Raw genomic sequence first — 18026 nt, forward strand, 5'->3', positions numbered from 1 at the left:
CACCATTCCGGGCGGCGGGTTCGGGTTCGGCTGGGGGACATCCACGCCGTACACCGGGAAGTGGCGCTCCAGCCGGTCCAACGAGACGCGCATCGGCGGAGGCACCTGGTACTGCTCGCCGACGTTGCAGTGCGAACCCGTGGGGACGCTGAACTTGTGGTTCCGGTCCTCCTCGATGTCCTCCACCCGGTCCTCGGCGCCCTGGGTCAGCGTGTTCGCCAGGGCCAGCGTGTCCTCTTCCAGGCCGCACTGCTCCTTGAGGAACGCCGCGTCCAGGACGAAGACATCCACGTTCTCGTCCAACTGCTCCAGCATCTCCGTATGGAAGAGGACGCGGTTGCCGCCGCCCGGAATGGTGGCCTCGTCGTAGTCCAGCAGGTACAGGTCGATGACCCGGTCGATGTGGTACAGCTTGCGATCCAACCGGGCCAGCTCCTTCCAGAACTCGTCCGCGGTCGTCGGGTCCATCAGGAGCTCGTCCACCTGCTCCTGGACGGCCGCCCGCTCGCGGAACTTGTCGTGCAGCTCCTGCTCCTTGTCGGCCCGCTCCTGGAAGGCCAGGGGGGCGGGGAGGACCATGTTGAGCAGCCGCGCCCCGGCGTTGGGCTGGTCGAAGGCGTTGATGAAGAGCGTGAGCGCTTCGGTGAAGGCCGCCAGCGGCGCGGACGCGCCCTGGCCCCGGGTGGGATCCAGGTAGGAGGCGTTGCTGAAGCCGGACGTGTCCAACAGGCTCCCCGCCACGTCACGCAGCCGCCGCAACTGGAGCAGCTCCATGGGCACCGCGGACGCGATGCCCCGCATGTCCTCCGTCTGCGCCCGGGGCGCGTGGTTCAGGAGGACCTCCAACAGCCGCGACATCGCGTCGGGCCGGACGATGGAGCGCAGGTCGGACTGGCCCTGCGTGCGCAGCCGCTCCAGCAGCTTGCCGTAGGAGGCCTGGCCGTCACCCCAGTCGTCGCCGCCCTCCTGGATGCTGGTGGCGGTGAGCTGCTCCAGCGCGTTGATGAGCGCTTCGCGGCGCTGGCGCAGGTCCTGGAGCGCGACCTGGAACACGGTGCCGCCCTTGTCGAAGCCCGCTCGGAAGAGGGACTCCCCCGCGAGGATGCGCAAGAGCATGGAACCCTCGTCCAGCGTGGCCGCCAGCCGGCCGAACTCCGGGCTCACCGTGGGGTTGATCATCCCCACCATGCGCGCCACGCGGGCGCAGTCGCCCAGCTTGCGCACGGTGTAGAAGGTCCGGTCGCGCGCCACCGGATCCACCGCCCGGTACGACGCGGCCTCGCCTTCATCCATCTCCGCGAGGATGGAGTCGCGCCAGCCGTCCACCGGCTCCTTGAAGTCGCGGTTGGACGCCAGCTCCACCGCGAACCTCAGGTCGTCCTGCAGCGCCTGGCGCTGCTGCCGGAATCTGCGCATGCCGGGCGAATCCCCGGTGCTGACCATCACCCCGGCGGAAGGTTCGGGCGTGGCCTGGACGCGGATGGACTGACCCCGGCTTTCGTCATCCAGCCGCGCGGCCGTCGTCGGGTAGAGCTTGCGCAGCGCGTTCACCACCGACGTGGGATCGCGCGCGTCCGAGACGCCGAGCTGACGGCGCAGGAACTCGTCGAACTTCGTCTTCGCGGTGGACGTCATCTCCATGGTCGCCGCGGTGCTCCGCCCCTTCGTGTTCTCGTACATCGTCCCTCCCTTGAGGTCCTGTCATGCGGCCAGGGTGACGCTCACGCCTGGCATCCGCGCATCCCGCGAGCCAAGCCTCACCAGATGATTGAGCACCGTCCGTGAGATCTGCTCGGGCGGGGCCAGCCTTCGTTCGAGCGCCTCGCGGCTGGCGCTCACCACGTAGCGGGGCGGCAGTCCCGAGGGCAGTTGTCCCCGTGCCAGGGACTCAGCGGCCCGGAGGATGCGCTCCTGATCCGACGGCCAGAACGGCACCACGTCCGCCAGCGCGCGCTGCGCCAGGCCCCGGCGCGGCTGGAACGCGATTTCATCCACCACGTGGGGGATGACGCGGGCCGCGGTGCGCAGGAGCACTTCCGGAATGCGCGCGCCCGGAAGCCTTGCGCGGTACAGCCGGTACCAGTTGTCGCGCACGTCCCGCGCCTGGCGGGGGAAGTCCATCCGCCGGAGCATCTCCGCCTGGATGAGCACCCGCAGGTACGGCGTGGGGTGCGCGCTGAGCGGATGGAACGTCAGCACGCGCGAAGGTGGGTACGCGAGGAAGTCCTTCATGGAATGGACCGACGCGGGCCCGCCCAGGAGGCACGCGATCAGATCCGCGAAGATCTCCTTGTGCCAGCGGCCCCACAGGCGCGTGAGCCACGGGTTGCCCGTCACGCCCAGCACCCGGCGCTGGAGGGCCACCTCCGTCTCCTGCCAGATGCCCAGGTCCGCCTGCAGGTTGTGCCCGATTTCGTGGAGGATGACGCCCATGCCCCAGGGCGCCTCCACGCGCTCGTACGGCACGCGGATGAGCGGGAAGGGGTTGCGCTCCCCCAAGAGCCTCCTGAGCAGCACGCCCCGTCGGAAGGTTGCCGGGGAGAAGCTGTGCTCCAGGTAGGTGATGGGCTTGAGCATCGGGCCGGTCAGCAGTCCGGGCGAGGCGCGCCGGACGGCCTGGAAGCAGTCCACGGCGATGACGTCGCAGGCCGCCAGCGCCGGAGCGAACCGCGTGCCCCGCTGGCTGAAGACGTCGAAGAAGAGGCCGTAGGCGCGGCGGGCGCGGTCGATCTCCCGCTCCACCAGGGCGTTGCGCTCCAGCACCTCATGCGGCTGGAGCGGGGCGCCACGGAGCCGGCCATTCAGGCGCGCGACGGCTTCGCGCACGCCCCGGTCGATCTCCCCCAACCGCGCGTTGGCCGCGGCGAAGTGCGCGGCGGAGGGAGCGAAGGGGACGTCCCGTGGCCGGATCCCCACGTCCTGCGGCGTGAGGCGTGAAAGCCTCCCGGCGCGGAACGTGATGCTCTGGACCTTGGCCCGCAGGAACTGCTGAAGCGCGTCCGCCATGTGTCTGTCTCCCCCCGCCCCCCTGCGTGGCTCCACTCACCGCACGACGACGCGCACCGGCCCCCTGAGCACGACGGTGCGCAGGCGGCGCGTGCCGGGCCTGCCGGCCATCATGGTGTCCATCCGGTTGCGCTGGGCGGGCCGGCGGATCCCCGCGCTCGCGCGGAGCTGCCGCGCGGCGGGATTGGGCCGCGCCAGCCGGCGCACGACCTGGGGACTGGCGACCACCCGCGTGCCGATGCGGCGGATCATCCGCGGCACCGCCTGGGGGCTCGCGCCCTGCTGGCGCACCAGGCGCGTCACCTGGCGCACGACGCGCGTCACCGCCGGCAGCGCGCGCGGCCCGTAGCGCTGGGCGACGCGCTGGGCGAGGTGCGACGTCATCTGGCCCACGGCCCGGCCCAGGGCCCGCGCCTGCTGGGGCTGCTGACGGCGGCGCGCGGGAGGAATCGTCGAGCGCACCACGTGGCGCGCCGCGAGTCCGCCCAGCACCCGCGTGAATGCCTCCATGTCCTCGTCGCTGGCGTAGTCCGCCGCGGCATCCGCGAAGGCGTCCATGGCGTCCGCGCGCAGCAGCCCTCCCACGGTGCGGCCAATCTCCTGTCCCACGATGCCGCCCACGCGCGGCGCCGCCTGCCGCAACAGCCGCATGGCGATGGGCATGGTGCGCTGTCCGATGCGCCGGACCGTCGGCCCGGCGACCTGCATCAGCCGGCGGGCGCCGGCCCTGAGGCGCCGCAGGAACTCCTCCTCGTCCTGGGCGTCCATGGCCTCGGCGAAGGCGTCCGCGAGCGCGTCGGCCCCTTCGGACTCGAAGCCCTCGCCCTCGAAGCCCTCGCCCTCCATGCCCTCCATCTCGAAGCCCTCGGCCTCCATGCCCTCGCCCTCGAAGCCCTCGGCCTCCATGCCCTCGGCTTCGAAGCCCTCGGCCTCCATGCCCTCGCCCTCGAAGCCTTCGCCCTCCATGCCTTCGGACTCGAAGCCTTCGCCCTCCATGCCCTCGGCTTCGAAGCCTTCGCCCTCGAAGCCCTCTTCGCCCTCGGCCATCAGGTCGGACATCTCATCCTGGCCGGAAAACTCCTCCTCGAAAGGCTGCGGCTGTTGCATGGCTACTCCTCCTTGCGTGACCTGGCTTGTGTTGGCTGGTCCTGAAAGTGTGTTGAAGGGATGAAACGGCGGCGCCTCAGGCGCGCGCCTGACGGACGCTCGCGGCGCTGACGGCGGAGACGGGGATGCGGCGCATCACCTGCTGCCGTGCCTGGACCCGGCGCGCCGCCACTCGCGGCGGGACGACCCCGAGCCTGGGCGCCTGGACCGCGCGGGTGACGACCCGCTGGCTCGCGCTCCGCACCACCTGGGGCATCGCCGCGATGGCGCCGCCCGGCCCCCGCTGACGCAGGTTCCTCGCGCACACCTGGGCGATGGCGCGCAGGATGCGCAGCCGGCGTCCCGGGCCGCCCGGCACCTGCCGCGCCACGCGCATCAGGTACTGCTCCAGGCCGCGCGTGCGGGAGCGCACGGCGCCCTGGGCGGCGGCTCCGAGCGCGGCGACCGTGGGCACCGCCTGCCGGCTCACCATGCGCGCCGCGAGGCCCGCGCCCAGCGGAAGGGCCACGGCGGCGGGCACCTGCCGCGCGTCCGCCATGTCCGCGAGCGCGTCCAGCGAGGCGTCGTCGTCCGCGCCGTCCCCGCGCAGGATGGAGGACGCGATCCGTCCGCCCACGCCCGGGATGAGGCCGCCCACGGCCCCCGCGAGCGCGCCCCTCAAGCCCTGGCCGCGCATCAGCCCCCGAGCGGCGCCAATCCCCGCGGCGACGACGCGGCCCCACGGGCCCGCGACCCCGGCCACACGTTGGATGATGGGTAGCGCGCGGCTGAGCAGGGGCGCGGCGCGGCGCAGCGCGGCCCCACCCAGGCGGCCCACCTGCCGGACACCCCGCGCGACGCCGCGCGCGGCGGCCCGGGCACGCCGGGCGACGCGGCGCAGGAAGGCCTCGGAGTCGTCAGCGTCCATGGACTCCAGGACGAACGGGTTGAGCGTCCGGGCGAGCGCGACGGCCGCGGGACCGGAGACGAGGCGTTGCGCGGTGGACGGCGTGAACAGGCCGGTGGCCGGGTTCTGTTCGAAGCCTTCGAAGCCGTCGTCCTCCAGGAAGGCGTCCTCCTCCTCGGCGGCGGCGAACAGCTCCTCGAAACCGTCGTCCTCGAAGCCCTCCAACTCGAACCCTTCACCCTCGAAGCCGTCCGCCTCGAAGCCGTCGAACTCGCTGAACGCATCCGCGAGTTCCTCCAGCTCCTGGAGGGCATCCGCTCCCTCCCAGGCGTCCATGGCATCAAGGGACTCCTCGGACATGAAGCCGGTGCTGGTCATCGGTTTCTCCCCTCGCATGGCGCGACATCAGCCCTTCAAGAGCGCCAAGTTAGAGAGCGGAGGACGGGTGGTGCAGTCACTCGTTTGAGCTACCGCGCGGGACCTGCCCTGGCGCCGACTCCGTGCCAGACTGCGCCCGCCATGACCCTCGATGAGACGATGCAGGAGCTGGAGCGGCTGGGTTCGCCGCAGACACGCAAGACGTACCTCCGACACGGAGCTCCGGAGCCCCTGTCCGGCGTGAACTTCGGTCCGCTGGGCGTGCTGAAGAAGCGCATCGGCACGGATCCAACGCTCGCCCGGTCGCTGTGGGTGTCGGGGCATACCGATGCGCGCTTGCTGGCGACGATGGTCGTGGATGCTCCCGCGCTGTCCTGGACGGAGCTGGGAGCCTGGGCGAAGTCGCTCGACTGGCACACGCTGACGGACGTGTTCGTGTCGAACGTGGCGCTGCGCTCACCCCATGCGTTGAAGGCGCTGGAGTGGACACGGTCCTCCTCGGAATGGGTGGGGCGCGCGGGCTGGCAACTGCTCGCCTCGCTGCTCGTGAAGTCGACGGTGCTCGCGGGGGAGGACCTGGCGCCGTGGGTGAAGCGCATCGAACAGGAACTGCCGACGGCGAAGAACCGGGTCCGCGAAGCGATGAACAGCGCGCTCATCGCGCTGGGGGCGCAGGGCGGCGCGCTCCAGACGGCGGCGCTCGCGACGGCGAAGCGGCTGGGCAAGGTGGAGGTGGACCACGGTGACACGGCCTGCGAGACGCCGGACGCCTCGCAGTACATCCAGAAGATCCAGGCGCGGAAGGGTGACACGGCCGCGGCGAAGTCGAAGCGTGAGGCAAAGGGAGCGGGGCAGGGCGCCTCCGCGCGCACGGTGGCGAAGAAGCCGGCGCGGAAGTCTCCGAGCGCTGTCACACGGGAATCGAAGCCGAAGACGGCTGCCACGAAGCCCGCGAAGAAGCGCACGGCCTCCGCGCGCACGCGCCCGCGCGCGTAGTTCCGGGGAATCGGTGATGGCCCCACCGCGCGGAGCGAGCGGGGCAGCCTCCCCGCTCCAGCTCACACGCGGCGATGCCTTCCGCCGTGCAGCACGCCCTCCGTGCCCGGTGCCTTCAACAACGCACCGGACGCGGAAGGAGAAACCCACCCCGGTGCCTCCGAAGAAGCACCGGGATGCGGAATCACATCACCTGCTCAGGGCACGCACGCGCCCTGGCCGCCCGACGCCTTGTACGCCTTCACGCGCTTGACGAAGTTGCCGCCGTCCGTCTCCGGCGTGGTCTGCTCGTAGTTGCCGGCGCCGAAGAGGAAGCCCACGCCGCCCGCCTTGGCCACTTCCGCGGGGTGCGTGAGGAAGTAGTCCACGCGGTTGTCGCGCCACTGCTGATTGGTGTTGGGCAGGCTCATGTTGCCCAGCGGGAGCTGCCACCACAGGTGCGGCTTGTTCAGGCGCAGGGTGATGGCGTTCGCCCAGGTGAGGGCCTGGTGGAAGTGCGGCAGCGTGTGGTTCTCCGGATCCCACCACCCAGCCTTGCCCTGCGTCTTCTCGTACCAGCCCGAGTCGCGGTCGGACGCCTCCACCGTGACGAAGTCGGTGTCCGCCGCGCCCACCTGCAACAGGAAGTCGGCGACCTTGTTCGCCTCCGCCGCCACGTTGAACGACGGATCCGTGTTCGCGGACACGTCCGTCTTCGTCGCCCACGCGCTCGCGTGCAGGCCCACCTTCGCGTTGGGCGCGTACTTGCGGGCCATGGCGATCATGCACTTGCCCAGGCCCACGGCGTTGTTCTCCTGCCCGCCACAGTCCGTGGGGTTCGCGGCCTTCAGCGCCACCGGCGTGGACTGCGGCTTGCCGTCCGCCGGGAAGAACTGGAGGTAGGCCCACATGTCCGGTTCAATCTGGAGCATCACCTTCTCCTGGCCCACCTGCTTCAGCAGGAAGCGCCAGTCCGCGAGGTAGCGCTCCAGGAACTTCGCGTCGTTGAGCGCCGCAAGCTGCTGCTTGCCTTCGGTGTAGCCGCTCGCCTGGAACTCCTCGTAGTAGGTGATGAACGGAATCTGTCCCTGGTCCTTGGACACCTTGATGAAGTCACGCACGTAGGCGCCGGGCGGATCCTGGTCGTACTGCCAGCAACCCCACCACCCGCAGCCTTCACCGCTGTTGGAGCACGACGCCCCGTTCGACGTGCACCCGGACGCGCACGAATTGCACGCGTCCTTCGAATCGAACAGGCCCGCCGCGATGTACAGGTAGCGCACGTCGAAGGGAGCGCTCTTCGCCGTCTCATCCTCCATCTGCGCGCCCACCAGCAGCTTGTCCTTGCCGAGCGAGGTCAGGAACTTCGCGCCCAGGCATTCGGAGCCGTCATCGGGGATCACCCCGGGGCCATCCGTGCCCGGTCCGGGCTCTTCGCCCGGCTCGCTCGAATCCGAGCAGCCCGCCAACGCGAGCAGACTCACGGCAAGCAACGACCAACACTTCCGACGCATCATGGGGACGGTCCGCATGTCCGGAACTTTACCCTGCGCCCACGCCGTCCCGCCCCTCCCACCCGGACCGCCAGCGACACCCACATCGGGGCTTATTCCCTAAATCCAGGAATATCTTGAGTCAGCCTCGCCCCACCGGCTACAGCCCGGGCTCCCCTGGCCACGAGGAGGCCGACGCTGTCGGTGCATGTGTCTCCCGCGGCCCTCCCCGAGGTGCGAGATGAAGCTCCGATTGAGCGTGCTGCTGGTGCCCGCGCTGCTGGCGGCCGGCTGTGGTCCCCTGACTGGTGACGAGGCGCCCGTGGTCGACGAGTTGACCGGGCAGGTGCTCCAGGAGGCGACGACGAAGTACGACATGCACCGGCTCTTGGAGGACTCGGACGTCACGGGCGGGACGGCCATCACGCCGGCCCAGGTGCAGCAGTTCCTCCAGCAGCAGGGCTCGTACCTGGCGGGCTACACGGATCCGGCGTACGGCAAGACCGCGGCGACGCTCATCGTGGAGCGCTCGCGCGCGTCCAACATCAGCCCGCTGTACATGCTGGCGCGCATCCAGGGCGAGTCCAGCCTCATCCAGAGCGGCACGTCCACCAACCTGAGCAAGGCGACGGGCTGTGGCTGTCCGGACACCAGCGGGTGTGACGCGCAATACGTGGGCTTCGGTAAGCAGGTGGAGTGCGCCGCGAAGAAGATGCGCGGCTACCTCACCGACCTGGAGGCGGGCCGCGCCACCATCTCCGGCTGGAAGGTGGGGGTGACGAAGGCCACGTCCGACCCGTGCTCGGTGAAGCCCGTCAACATGGCCACCGCGGCGCTCTACACGTACACGCCCTGGGTGGGCGCGTACGCGACCCAGTGTGGCAGGACGACCGTGGGCGGCTCGTCGCTGATGGCGTCCATCTACAATCGCTACCTGACGGCCTACCCGTGGCCGACGAGCGCGGAGGGTTGCTACTCCGGCACGGTGGACGCCACGGTGCAGGAGGCGTCGTGCGTGCAGAGTTCATCGGACGCGCTGTGGCGCCAGTGCCTGTCGGGCACCTTCACCGCGGGCGGCACGGTGAAGCCGTCCAACTGCACCGTGTCCTTCCCCTACTGCCAGTCCACGCGCCTGGGCCGGGGCGTCCCCACGCGCACCTGCGTGCAGACCTCCAGCACCGTCTGGCAGCAGTGCGGCGCGGAGGGCGTGTGGCGCAGCTCGCCCGGCGCGGGTACCACCGGCGTGGGGCCCATGGGCGCCTGCTACGCCGTCTACGCGCTGTAGCCGTCAGGCCTGAAGCCGCCGCCCGGGGGGATGTCATCACCCGGGCGCGCGGTCAGTATTCCTTGGTCCAGATGAGGTCCAGGCCGCCGGAGCGCGCGTCGCCGTACTGGCCTTCCAGGCTCCAGCGCGGGCTGAACAGGTACTGGAAGCGCACGGCGTTGGCGTTCTCCCCCTTCTGGAGGTTCGCGCCCACCCGGCCGGTGTAGCCCACGTAGATTTTATCCGTCACGTAGGTGCCCACCTCCAGCTTGGTGCCGGCGATGCCGCTGTCGCCCGCTTCGATGGAGAGCACGTCCAGGGGCAGCTTCGCGGCGATGGCCTTGCGCGCCTCGTTGGCGACGAACGAACCCACCACCGACGCCGCCTGTGCGCCCGCGTTCATCGACGCGCCCGAGCCGCGCTCCAGCGTGCGCCGGCCGGTGGCGAGCAGCGTGTAGATTTCCGACTCCGGCAGGGACGGCTCGCTGCTCGTCTTGAGGGTGATCTCCTTGCCCTGACCGCGCACGGTGACGAAGACGGTGACGGCCGCGTTGTCGTTGCGGTGCTCGGCGGTGACGTTGATGTACGGCGAGAGGACCGGGCCGGTGAAGCGCACCTGGCTGTCGCGCTGCACGTCGAAGCGGCGGCCCAGCACGTCCACGCGGCCCAAGAGCACCATCACCTCGCCGAACATGCGCGGCTCGTTGGCGTACTCGACGCGGAAGCCCTCGGACAGGCCGAGCTGGATGTTGAGGTCCGTGCCGCGCACCCACAGGTTGCGGGGCGCGTTGATGTTCACCCAGAACTGACGCTGCGGCGGACCCTCGTCCTCCTCTTCGCCCTCCGCCAGCTCGGCCTCGGTCGGCTCGGTGGACAGCCCGCCCGCGCCGCCCACGGCGGTGCCCGCCTCCGGGGGATTGCCCTTCGTGCCTGGGGCCGCGTCCGGCGCCTTGCGCGGGTCGCCGCCCACGGCCACCTGCGTGGGCGCCTGTTGCTTCGCCCGCTTGCGCTTGTCCACCGGCACGCCGTTGCGCACCATCACCACGTCGACGGGGCGCTCCAGCGGTTGCAGGTCCTTGCGCTTGGCCTCCGGCAGCTCGACGTGTGCCTCCGGGATGCTCAGGTCGTTGATGTTCACGAGCCGGTCCGTGAGGCTGCCCTTCATGGACAGGTTCATGGACAGCAGGGCCATGAGCTGGTCCTCCACCACGATGGGCAGGTTCTTGGTGTTGCCCTTGCCCTCCAGCACGAACTCGCCGCTCTTGCCCTGGCGGACCGCGGTGGCCGTCAACTCCAGCGACCCGCCGCCCGACTTCGCGGTGAGCTGCTTCAAGTCGATGCGCTCCTGCGACGCGTTCAGCGCGAGCTGGATGTCGTGGTACTCGCCAAAGCCCATCAGCCCCAGCTTGCCGTCCTTCCACGCCAGGTCGCCCTTGAAGGTGGGCGCGCCCACGGTGCCGCCCAGGTTCGCGTCCGCCTGCATGATGCCGCCCAGCGAACGCACGTACGGCGAGATGCCGGAGAGGAACGACGGGTCGAAGGCGCGCGCGCGCAGCGCCAGCTCCACCGGCGCCCGGTCCACCTTCTTCGCCGGCCCCTGCTCGGACTGGAACGCGGGCAGGGACAGGTCCAGGTCCAGCGTGCCCCCCAGCGTCAGCGAGCCGCCTCCGGGCGCGGTGAGCATCGCGTCGAAGAGGGACTTCGCCCCGGAATAGGCATACGTCAGCCGCGCCTGGCCCAGCGCCGTCTGCGCCATGCCCAGGCCCTGCATGCCCGCGCTCATCTCGATTTCGGGCGCCTCGGGCGTCCCTCGCGCGGCGATCTCCATGGACAGCACGCCCTGCGGCCCCTTGTTGCCCATGTTCGGCTGCGCCATGCCGGGAATCTCATTGAGGGGCACCGGTCCCACGCGGCCCTTCATGCGGAAGGGGACGCGGCTGATGACCTCGCGGTCCTGGAGCGCGGCCAGGGGCGCCAGCACGCGCGCCTCCAGCATCGCCAGCGGCCCGTTGGGACGCTGCACGTCCAGCGTCAGCTTCACGTCCTTCTCACCCGCGAGCGCCAGCGCGGAGCCGTTGAGCTTCGGCAGGCCGTTGGCGGTGACCGCGCGGGCCTGCACCTCCACCCGGCCCAGCGGCGCCAGCGCGGTGCCGCTCACGTCCGCCTTCAGCGTCACCGTGCCGTCCGGCTTCTCCACGCCCTCCATGCCCTGGAGCAGGGCCAGCGGCAGCTCCGCCACGAGCGCCTCCAGGCGCACCGGTGCCTCCATCGCCTGCGCGGGCGTGGGCGGCTTCGCGATGACGCCGCCCAGCGTGAAGGGCGTCTTCAGCGCGACGTACGCCTGCGGGGCCAGGCCCTTCACGTCCAGGCGCGCGCCCAGGGTGGCGTCGTTCGCGTCGGAGCTGGCGCGCAGGTCGAAGCCGAACGCCTGCGCGAAGAGGGCCTCCGGACGGCCCGGGTAGCGCAGCTCGCTGCCGCTCAGGAGCAGGTCCAGGCGCGGGTCCTTCGCGGAGCCGTTCACCACCAGCTTGCCGGTCATCTGACCGCTGGGACCGGGCGGCTGACCGGCGAGCTTCAGCGCTTCCGCGACGTCGAGCTTCTCCAGGTTCACCGTCACGGACAGGGGCTCGTTGCGGCGGCGCAGCACACCCTGCACCGGCACGTCGAACTGGGAGGACACCCGGGCCGCGCTCAGGCCCGCGGCCAGCGTGCCGGTGACCCGGTCCTTCACGTACTGCGCCTTCAGCGCGAGCCCCAGGTCCTGATATCCGCGCGCCCGGCCGTCCGCCCAGGTGAGGTCCACGTCCGCGTCCGGCCGCGCCATGCGTCCCTTCGCCGCGACGTGGCCGGACAGCGTGCCGCCCAGGCCCAGCGACTCCGGCACCGCGATGCGCGGCAGCTTCGACAAGTCAAAGGCGCCCAGGTCGATGCGCGCGTCGATGCGCTCGCCGTCCTTCACCGCCGCCACCTTCAGCGTCTGCGACTCCGACGCCAACTGGAGCGGCGGCGACAGCGCGATGCGGCCCCCGCCGAACGCCAGGTGCGTGGGCTGCTGGAGCGTCCAGGTGGCCTCCGGCCACGACAGCGAGAAGGCGCGCATCGCGAGCCCCTCGTTGTCTTCATCCACCGTGCCCTCCACGCCCAGGGCGAGCTGCGCGTCGCCTTCCACGCGCACGCTGGCCTTCAATTCCCGCTGCTCGTCCGTGGTGAGCGCGACGGACAGGTCGCGGAAGCTGCGCCCGCCCGTCTTCAGCTCGCTGATGAGCACGGTGGCGTCGGTGGTGAGCGGCCGGCTGACGTCCGGGACGCTGGCCTTGAGCGACAGGTCCTTGATGGCGATGTCGCCGTAGCCCAGCGTGACGAAGTTGCCGTCCACCTTCACGGCCGGCGTGGTCGGCGGACCCTGCACCTGCAGCTCCAGCGAACCGCTGCCGGACAACGGCGGCACGGTGCCACCGGGCAAGAGCTTGTCCAGCGCCTGCGACAGCAGCTTCAGGTTGCCCGCGGACAGGCTGCCGCGCGCCTCCAGCGACTTCGCGGTGCCCTCACCCGACGCGATGAACGCCGCGCCCGGCATCATCACGCGCAGGTTGCCCACCTGATAGTGGCCGTCCTTCGCGCTGGCCTTCATCTCGATGGGGCCCACCGACTGGCCCCGGTATTCGGAAGGGGACACGGTGAGGGCCACGTCGCCATCCAGCGTCTCCACGCTGTCGCCACCGCCGTGCGCGATGAGGTCCGCGGCGATGTTCGTGGGGATGCCGTTCTCCATCAGCTCCGCCAGGTTCACCCCGCGCGCCTTCACGGTGGTCTCCTGGGTGCGGAAGGTCTTGAGGTTCGCGTCGCCCGCGACGTCCAGCGTGGCCTTGCCCGCGGTCGCGCCCAGCTTCGCCGTCGCGAGGTCGCCGTCCATGGACGCGGTGCCCTTCGCCTCGATGGGCACGATGAGCGGGTACGCGGGCACGAACGCCTTCACCGGCTCCGGCGGCACATACAGTCGCCGCAGCTCCACCGACGCGGCCGTGGCCCCGGACTGCTTCGCACCCAGGTCCGCTTCCACGCCCGCCAGGCCCAACTGCGCATCCACGTTGCGCACCAGCTCCTTGCCGGAGCCCTTGAGCACCAGCCGCACCGGCCCGGTGAGCGGACGGGTGAGGCCGCCCGTGGCCTGGAGGTCCGCGGAGAAGTCCTGCGACGCCAGCGCGTAGCTGCCCTCGCCCTTCGCGCCGAACTCCTCCAGGCGCACCTGCCGCTCACCGCCGTCGGGCAGCTCCTGCTGGAAGTCCACGTAGCCGTGGGTGAGCTCGAAGTCCTTGAGGTGGATGACCAGCTTGCTGGTGCTTTCGGTGGGAGGCTCCTCCGGCTTGGGCTCCCGGGGCTCCAGCGCGCGCATCAGGTTGAGCCCGCGCTCGTCCTGCACCAGGTACAGGCGCGGCGTCTCGATGCGCACCTTCGTCAGGTCCACGGACTGGCCCAGGAGCGGCGACAGGCTCAGCCGCGCCTCCACGCGGGCCACTTCCGCCGCCAGGTCCCCTTCGGGCGTGTAGAGCTTGATGCCGGTGAGGACTGCGCCGTTGAGGTCCAGGTCGAAGCCGCCCAGCTCCAGGCGGCCCGCGAACTGCTTGTTCGCCAGGTCGACGCCGAAGCGCGCGAGGCGCGCCGAACCGCCCGCGCTGGTGGCGTAGACGAGCGCGCCCACCACCAGCAGGACGATGAGACCGAGCAAGCCGAGCAGGCCCCACAGCAACCTCCGACCCCAGCGCTTGCGCCGGTGGGGCGGTGCGGGGGCGGGGGTCGTGGACGACTGGCTCAAAACGCCTCTCCGATGGAGATGTGGACCGCGCACAGCCCTTCAGGGGCACCGGCGAACGCGGCTTCCGGGGAGGTCGAGGTCTTGTCGAACTTGCGTCCGAAGCCCAGGCATCCACCAGAGGACGGATAGATGTATGCGGGGTCGCTGACGGGCAATCCCCGCCCGATGTTCAGACGCCTTGCGATGTCCAGTCGGATGGGTCCCACGACCGTGAGGTAGCGCAGACCGCCGCCCACGGCGTGGTAGTGCTCGGGACCGAACAACTTGGGCGCGTTCTTGCCGACCAGGTGCTCCGTGCCTACGAGACCGGTGTCGTAGAAGACGGCCAGCATCAGGCTGTCCGTCAGCATGTAGCGCAGCTCCACGGAGGTCTCGAAGAGGCTGTTGCCGCCCACGGGCACCGTGTTCCACTCGTCCAGGATGGGGTTGCCGTCCGCGTCCACCAGCGTGTTGCCGTCGTCGTCCGTCTTGTAGCTGGGCGTGAGCGGCGTCATGGGCGACAGGCGCTGGCCGTTGAAGCCGCGCATGGCGGTGGCGCCACCGGAGAAGAAGCGGGTGACGATGGAGCTGGGCTTGCCGTCCAGAGAGTTCAGCGTGCCCATGCGCAGCTTCACCGCCATCGTCAGGTCCTTCTTCTCCCCGATGGAGTAGTAGAAGCGCAGGTCCGGCAGCAGCCGGACGTAGTCGTAGTTGCCGAAGAACGGCTTGCCGCCCTTCTGGATGGAGAAGCCCACGTAGTAGCCGTCGCGAGGCTCGGTGCGGTCATCGCGCCGGTCCCAGGCGAACGCCACCTCCAGGAAGCTCAGCGCGACGTCGCACTTCCCGTCCGGGTTGTCGCAGCCCAGGATGATGGGCGGCACGGTCTCATCCGCTGACACCTTGCCCTCCAGCCGGTAGAGCTGGAGGTTGTACGAGGGGAAGACGGAGAAGGAATCGTGGGGCTGCCAGATGACGCCCGTCTTCAGGTAGCCGCCGTAGAACTGGTACGCCTGCTGGAGGCCCTTCTCCGCGGTGACGGAGGCTTGCAGGCGCAGGTCGCGGAAGAGGAAGCGCGGCTGTTCGAACTCCGTGGTGGCTTCGAACACGATGCCGCTCTTGCCGTCCTGGGTGCCGTCGGGATCGCTGCGCAGGGCCGTCAGGATGTTGGGGATGAACGCGTAGCCCAGCCGGCCGCGCAGCGTGAGGCGCCGCAGGCCCCCGCGGAAGTTGCGGTTGCTCCACTCGCCCAGGACGCGGCCTTCCTGCCGGGCAGCGTCCACGCCGATACCGCCGCCCAGCCGCAGGGAGTGGAAGGGCGACTCGCGCACGTCCACCACCACGGGCACGGTGGCGTTCTGCCGGTCCGGCGCGCCCCGGTTCACCTTCACCGCGCCGAAGACGCCCATGCGGAAGACGCGCGCCTGGGCCTCCGCCAGCGCCTTCTCGCTGAAGTACTCGCCCTTGATGACCGCGCCCTGCGTCTGTTCGATGATGCGGCGGGGCGGCACCTGCGGGTTCGCGTCCGTGGCGATGAAGATGTTGCCGAAGCGGTAGCGCAGGCCCGGGGCAATCTGCAGGTCCACGATGGCCTTCTGCGTGGCCACGTCCACCCGCACCTCGCCCGTGACCTCCGCTTCCGCGTAGCCCAGGTCCTTGAGCCGTTCGGTGATGAGCTCCTTGGTGGCGCCCCACGTGTCCTCGCGGAACACGTCGCCCGAGCGCACCGGCAGCTCCTCCAGGATGAGCTCGCGCTGGCGCTTCGTGGGCGCGTCCTCCCCCTTCTCCAGTGCCTCCAGCCCGTGCGGTTCGATGCGGTCGATGAGGGTGGGCGCGCCCTCGTTGACGACCACCTTGAGGCGCACGGCCTTGTCGCCCTCGGGGATGACCTCGTTGGATTCCACCTGGGCCTGGTAGAAGCCCTCGGCCTGGTAGAACCGTTCGATGCGGCGCAGGTCCGCCTGCCACGCGTTGGTGTCGAAGTAGTGCGCCTTGCCGAACGGCCAGAACGCGTACCAGGGCGTGGCGGAGGTGAGGATGCGGTCTTTGATGTCCCCGTCGTCCACCTGCTTCGCTCCCTCGATGTCGAGGGACTTCACCTTGGGCCCGGAGGGCTGGGTGGACGAAGTGGTGGCACAGGCCGTCAACAGCACGACCAGCGCGAGGGGCACGGCGGAGCGGGATCGAAGGAGTCGGACGTCGGCCACGCCACGGTTCTTACCGGATGGCCAGCGCCTGACGCGTTTCGCAATGTTTCTTTGTGCCGGGAATGTCGCATTCCACGACCTCGGGTCCCGGGTCAGTGTCCTTTAGGCCTCGCCCGTCGCCGTGGCGCGTGCAACCGGGCCCGGGGTGCGCCAGATTCGGGGCCCTATGGTCCGGCGAATCGCGATGCTGCTGTCGGTCACGCTGGTGCTCGCCACCGGCTGCGGCGTGAACGAGGACGAGGTGGTGATGCTCAAGGAGGGAGAGAACCTCTCCGACACCCCCTACTGCGGCTCGCTCGGGTGCGCGGATCCGTTCCGCTACTGCGCGGAGCTGTTCCTGGACTTCGGTCGCTCGCCCCCGCTGTGCGTCGTGGAGAACATCTGCGACCGGCTGGAGTGCGCGAAGGAGGGCCGCCGGTGCGCCGTGTTCGACGGCTTCCCCGGCCAGGTGAAGTGCATCGAGAACTGAAGCGGGGCCGAGGCTCCCGGGGCGGCTGTCTTCCAGCAGCCCCGGGGCGGCATGTTTCAGTGCTTCAAGCTCAGCGTCGCGAGGACGCGGTGAGCCACGCCAGGCGCTCCGCGGCGTCCTTCGTCTGGGCTTCCGTGAGCAGCGCGTCCGTGTTCTGCGCGATGCGGTAGGCCCAGTTGGCGTCGCCCATGGTGCCGGGCAGGTTGATGCGGTCGCGGGTGCCCAGCACGTCCTGCCACGGCAGCACGCACAGGTCCGAGCCCGAGTTGAGCGTGGCGGCCAGCGTGGCGCGGTGGATGTCCGGGGTGAATTCGCGCGTCAGGGCCACGCCCTGGAACTCCGGCCACGCGCGGGCGGCGTTCTGGCGCTCGTCCTCGCGCGCCTGCTCCCACCACTCGGCCTGCGGCTCCGTGTCGTGCGTGCCGGTGGTGACCAGCGACACGGCGGGGAAGGCGTGCGGGTCGCGGTACGTGTTGTCGTCGCGCTCCCAGCGCAGCACGCGGTAGCCGGGCAGCTTCAGCTCCGCCAGGATTTGACGGACGAAGGGCGGAATCACGCCCAGGTCCTCGGCGACGATGCCCGCGCCCTCCGACAGCAGGCGGAAGTGCTTCTCGCCCTGGCGGCGCCACGTGGCCTCGTCCGACGGGACGAAGTAGCCGGTGGGGTTCTTGTCGTCGCGGATCCACTGACGGAAGTAGCCCACCGCGTGGTCCACGCGGCGCAGGTCGTAGTAGCTGGCCGCCTTGGCCGCGCGCTTCTTGAGCCACGCGTAGTCATCCTTCTCCATCGCCGCGAAGTCGAAGTAGGGCAGGCCCCAGTCCTGACCCGTGGCGGAGAAGTCGTCCGGCGGCACGCCCAGGCGCGCGTCGCGGCGCAGGATGTCCGGGTGGGCCCAGCAGTCGGAGCTGTCCTGCCCGATGATGAAGGGCTCGTCGCCGCAGAGCAGCACGTCCTTCGCTTTCGCCTGGGCGCGCACGGCGTTCCACTGCGCCTCCGCCAGCCACTGGAGCCAGGCGTGGTAGCGCACGCGGCGCTCCAGACCCTGGTTCTTCACGGCGAGCAGGGCTTCAGGCTGGCGCGTGCGCAGCCCTTCCGGCCACTGCCACCACGGGCGGCGGTCTTCCTTCTCGCTGATGGCGGTGAAGAGCGCGTAGCTCTCCAGCCACTCACCCTGCGCCTCGCGCCACTTCTGGAACTCCTGGGCGCGCGGCGTGCGGGGCGTCCACTCGTGCTTCTCGAAGTGGTCGAAGGCGCGCGCGAACGCGGCGTCCTTCAGCGGGAACACCAGGTCGTAGCGGACGCGCGGCGCGGCGCGGGCCTCACCCAGCTTCTGGCGCTGCTCGTCGCTGAGCGCGGCCTCGCCGCCGGTGGCCTGGAACTCCGGCACCTGGTCCAGGTCGATGAAGAGCGGGTTCAGGCCGAACGCGGACCGCGTGGCGTAGGGGCTGGGGT

At 70.5% G+C, this 18026-nt stretch carries 11 protein-coding genes; 3 read left to right on the top strand and 8 right to left on the bottom strand.

Going from position 1 to position 18026, the window contains the following annotated elements; translation table 11 throughout:
- The 4 genes from D7V88_RS25340 to D7V88_RS25355 form a co-directional block, all read right to left on the bottom strand.
- Window positions 1-1680 (bottom strand): hypothetical protein (locus D7V88_RS25340; protein WP_147448864.1); only part of this gene is annotated, 1680 nt, incomplete at its 3' end.
- Window positions 1681-1701: 21 nt separating this feature from the next.
- Window positions 1702-3006: a hypothetical protein gene (locus D7V88_RS25345; RefSeq protein WP_120543224.1), complete on the bottom strand. Its 1305-nt coding sequence runs from the start codon at window positions 3004-3006 to the stop codon at window positions 1702-1704.
- A 36-nt stretch (window positions 3007-3042) separates the two neighbouring features.
- A complete protein-coding gene (locus D7V88_RS25350; RefSeq protein WP_120543225.1) occupies window positions 3043-4113 on the bottom strand; it encodes a hypothetical protein in 1071 nt (356 codons plus the stop codon).
- 76 nt (window positions 4114-4189) lie between these two features.
- Window positions 4190-5395 (bottom strand): hypothetical protein, encoded by a 1206-nt coding sequence (locus D7V88_RS25355; protein ID WP_244238386.1) that lies wholly within the window; start codon window positions 5393-5395, stop codon window positions 4190-4192.
- Window positions 5396-5518: 123 nt separating this feature from the next.
- On the opposite strand from D7V88_RS25355, the gene D7V88_RS25360 reads away from it, so the two are divergent.
- Window positions 5519-6373 (top strand): DNA alkylation repair protein, encoded by an 855-nt coding sequence (locus tag D7V88_RS25360; RefSeq protein ID WP_120543227.1) that lies wholly within the window; start codon window positions 5519-5521, stop codon window positions 6371-6373.
- A gap of 197 nt (window positions 6374-6570) precedes the next feature.
- Here the strand turns inward: D7V88_RS25360 and D7V88_RS25365 are convergent, their stop codons facing one another.
- On the bottom strand, window positions 6571-7836 hold the full coding sequence (locus tag D7V88_RS25365; protein ID WP_244238387.1) for a hypothetical protein: 1266 nt from the start codon (window positions 7834-7836) through the stop codon (window positions 6571-6573).
- 250 nt (window positions 7837-8086) lie between these two features.
- Between D7V88_RS25365 and D7V88_RS25370 the strand changes: the two genes are divergently transcribed.
- A complete protein-coding gene (locus D7V88_RS25370; protein ID WP_120543229.1) occupies window positions 8087-9130 on the top strand; it encodes a hypothetical protein in 1044 nt (347 codons plus the stop codon).
- Between the two features lie 52 nt (window positions 9131-9182).
- Here D7V88_RS25370 and D7V88_RS25375 read toward each other — a convergent pair whose 3' ends face one another.
- Both D7V88_RS25375 and D7V88_RS25380 read right to left on the bottom strand, forming a co-directional pair.
- Complete coding sequence (locus D7V88_RS25375) at window positions 9183-13922, bottom strand: translocation/assembly module TamB domain-containing protein (RefSeq protein WP_120543230.1); 4740 nt, start codon at window positions 13920-13922, stop codon at window positions 9183-9185.
- Complete coding sequence (locus D7V88_RS25380; RefSeq protein WP_120543233.1) at window positions 13919-16069, bottom strand: BamA/TamA family outer membrane protein; 2151 nt, start codon at window positions 16067-16069, stop codon at window positions 13919-13921. Before D7V88_RS25380 ends, D7V88_RS25375 begins: the two co-directional genes overlap by 4 nt.
- 202 nt (window positions 16070-16271) lie before the next feature.
- Between D7V88_RS25380 and D7V88_RS25385 the strand changes: the two genes are divergently transcribed.
- Window positions 16272-16574 carry a hypothetical protein gene (locus D7V88_RS25385; RefSeq protein WP_120543231.1) on the top strand — a complete coding sequence of 101 codons (303 nt, stop codon included), beginning with the start codon at window positions 16272-16274 and terminating at the stop codon, window positions 16572-16574.
- Between the two features lie 70 nt (window positions 16575-16644).
- Here the strand turns inward: D7V88_RS25385 and malQ are convergent.
- A partial coding sequence (malQ, locus tag D7V88_RS25390) for a 4-alpha-glucanotransferase (RefSeq protein WP_120543232.1) occupies window positions 16645-18026 on the bottom strand: 1382 nt, incomplete at its 5' end.

It is taken from the genome of Corallococcus terminator, from assembly GCF_003611635.1.
Classification (GTDB): Bacteria; Myxococcota; Myxococcia; order Myxococcales; family Myxococcaceae; genus Corallococcus; species Corallococcus terminator.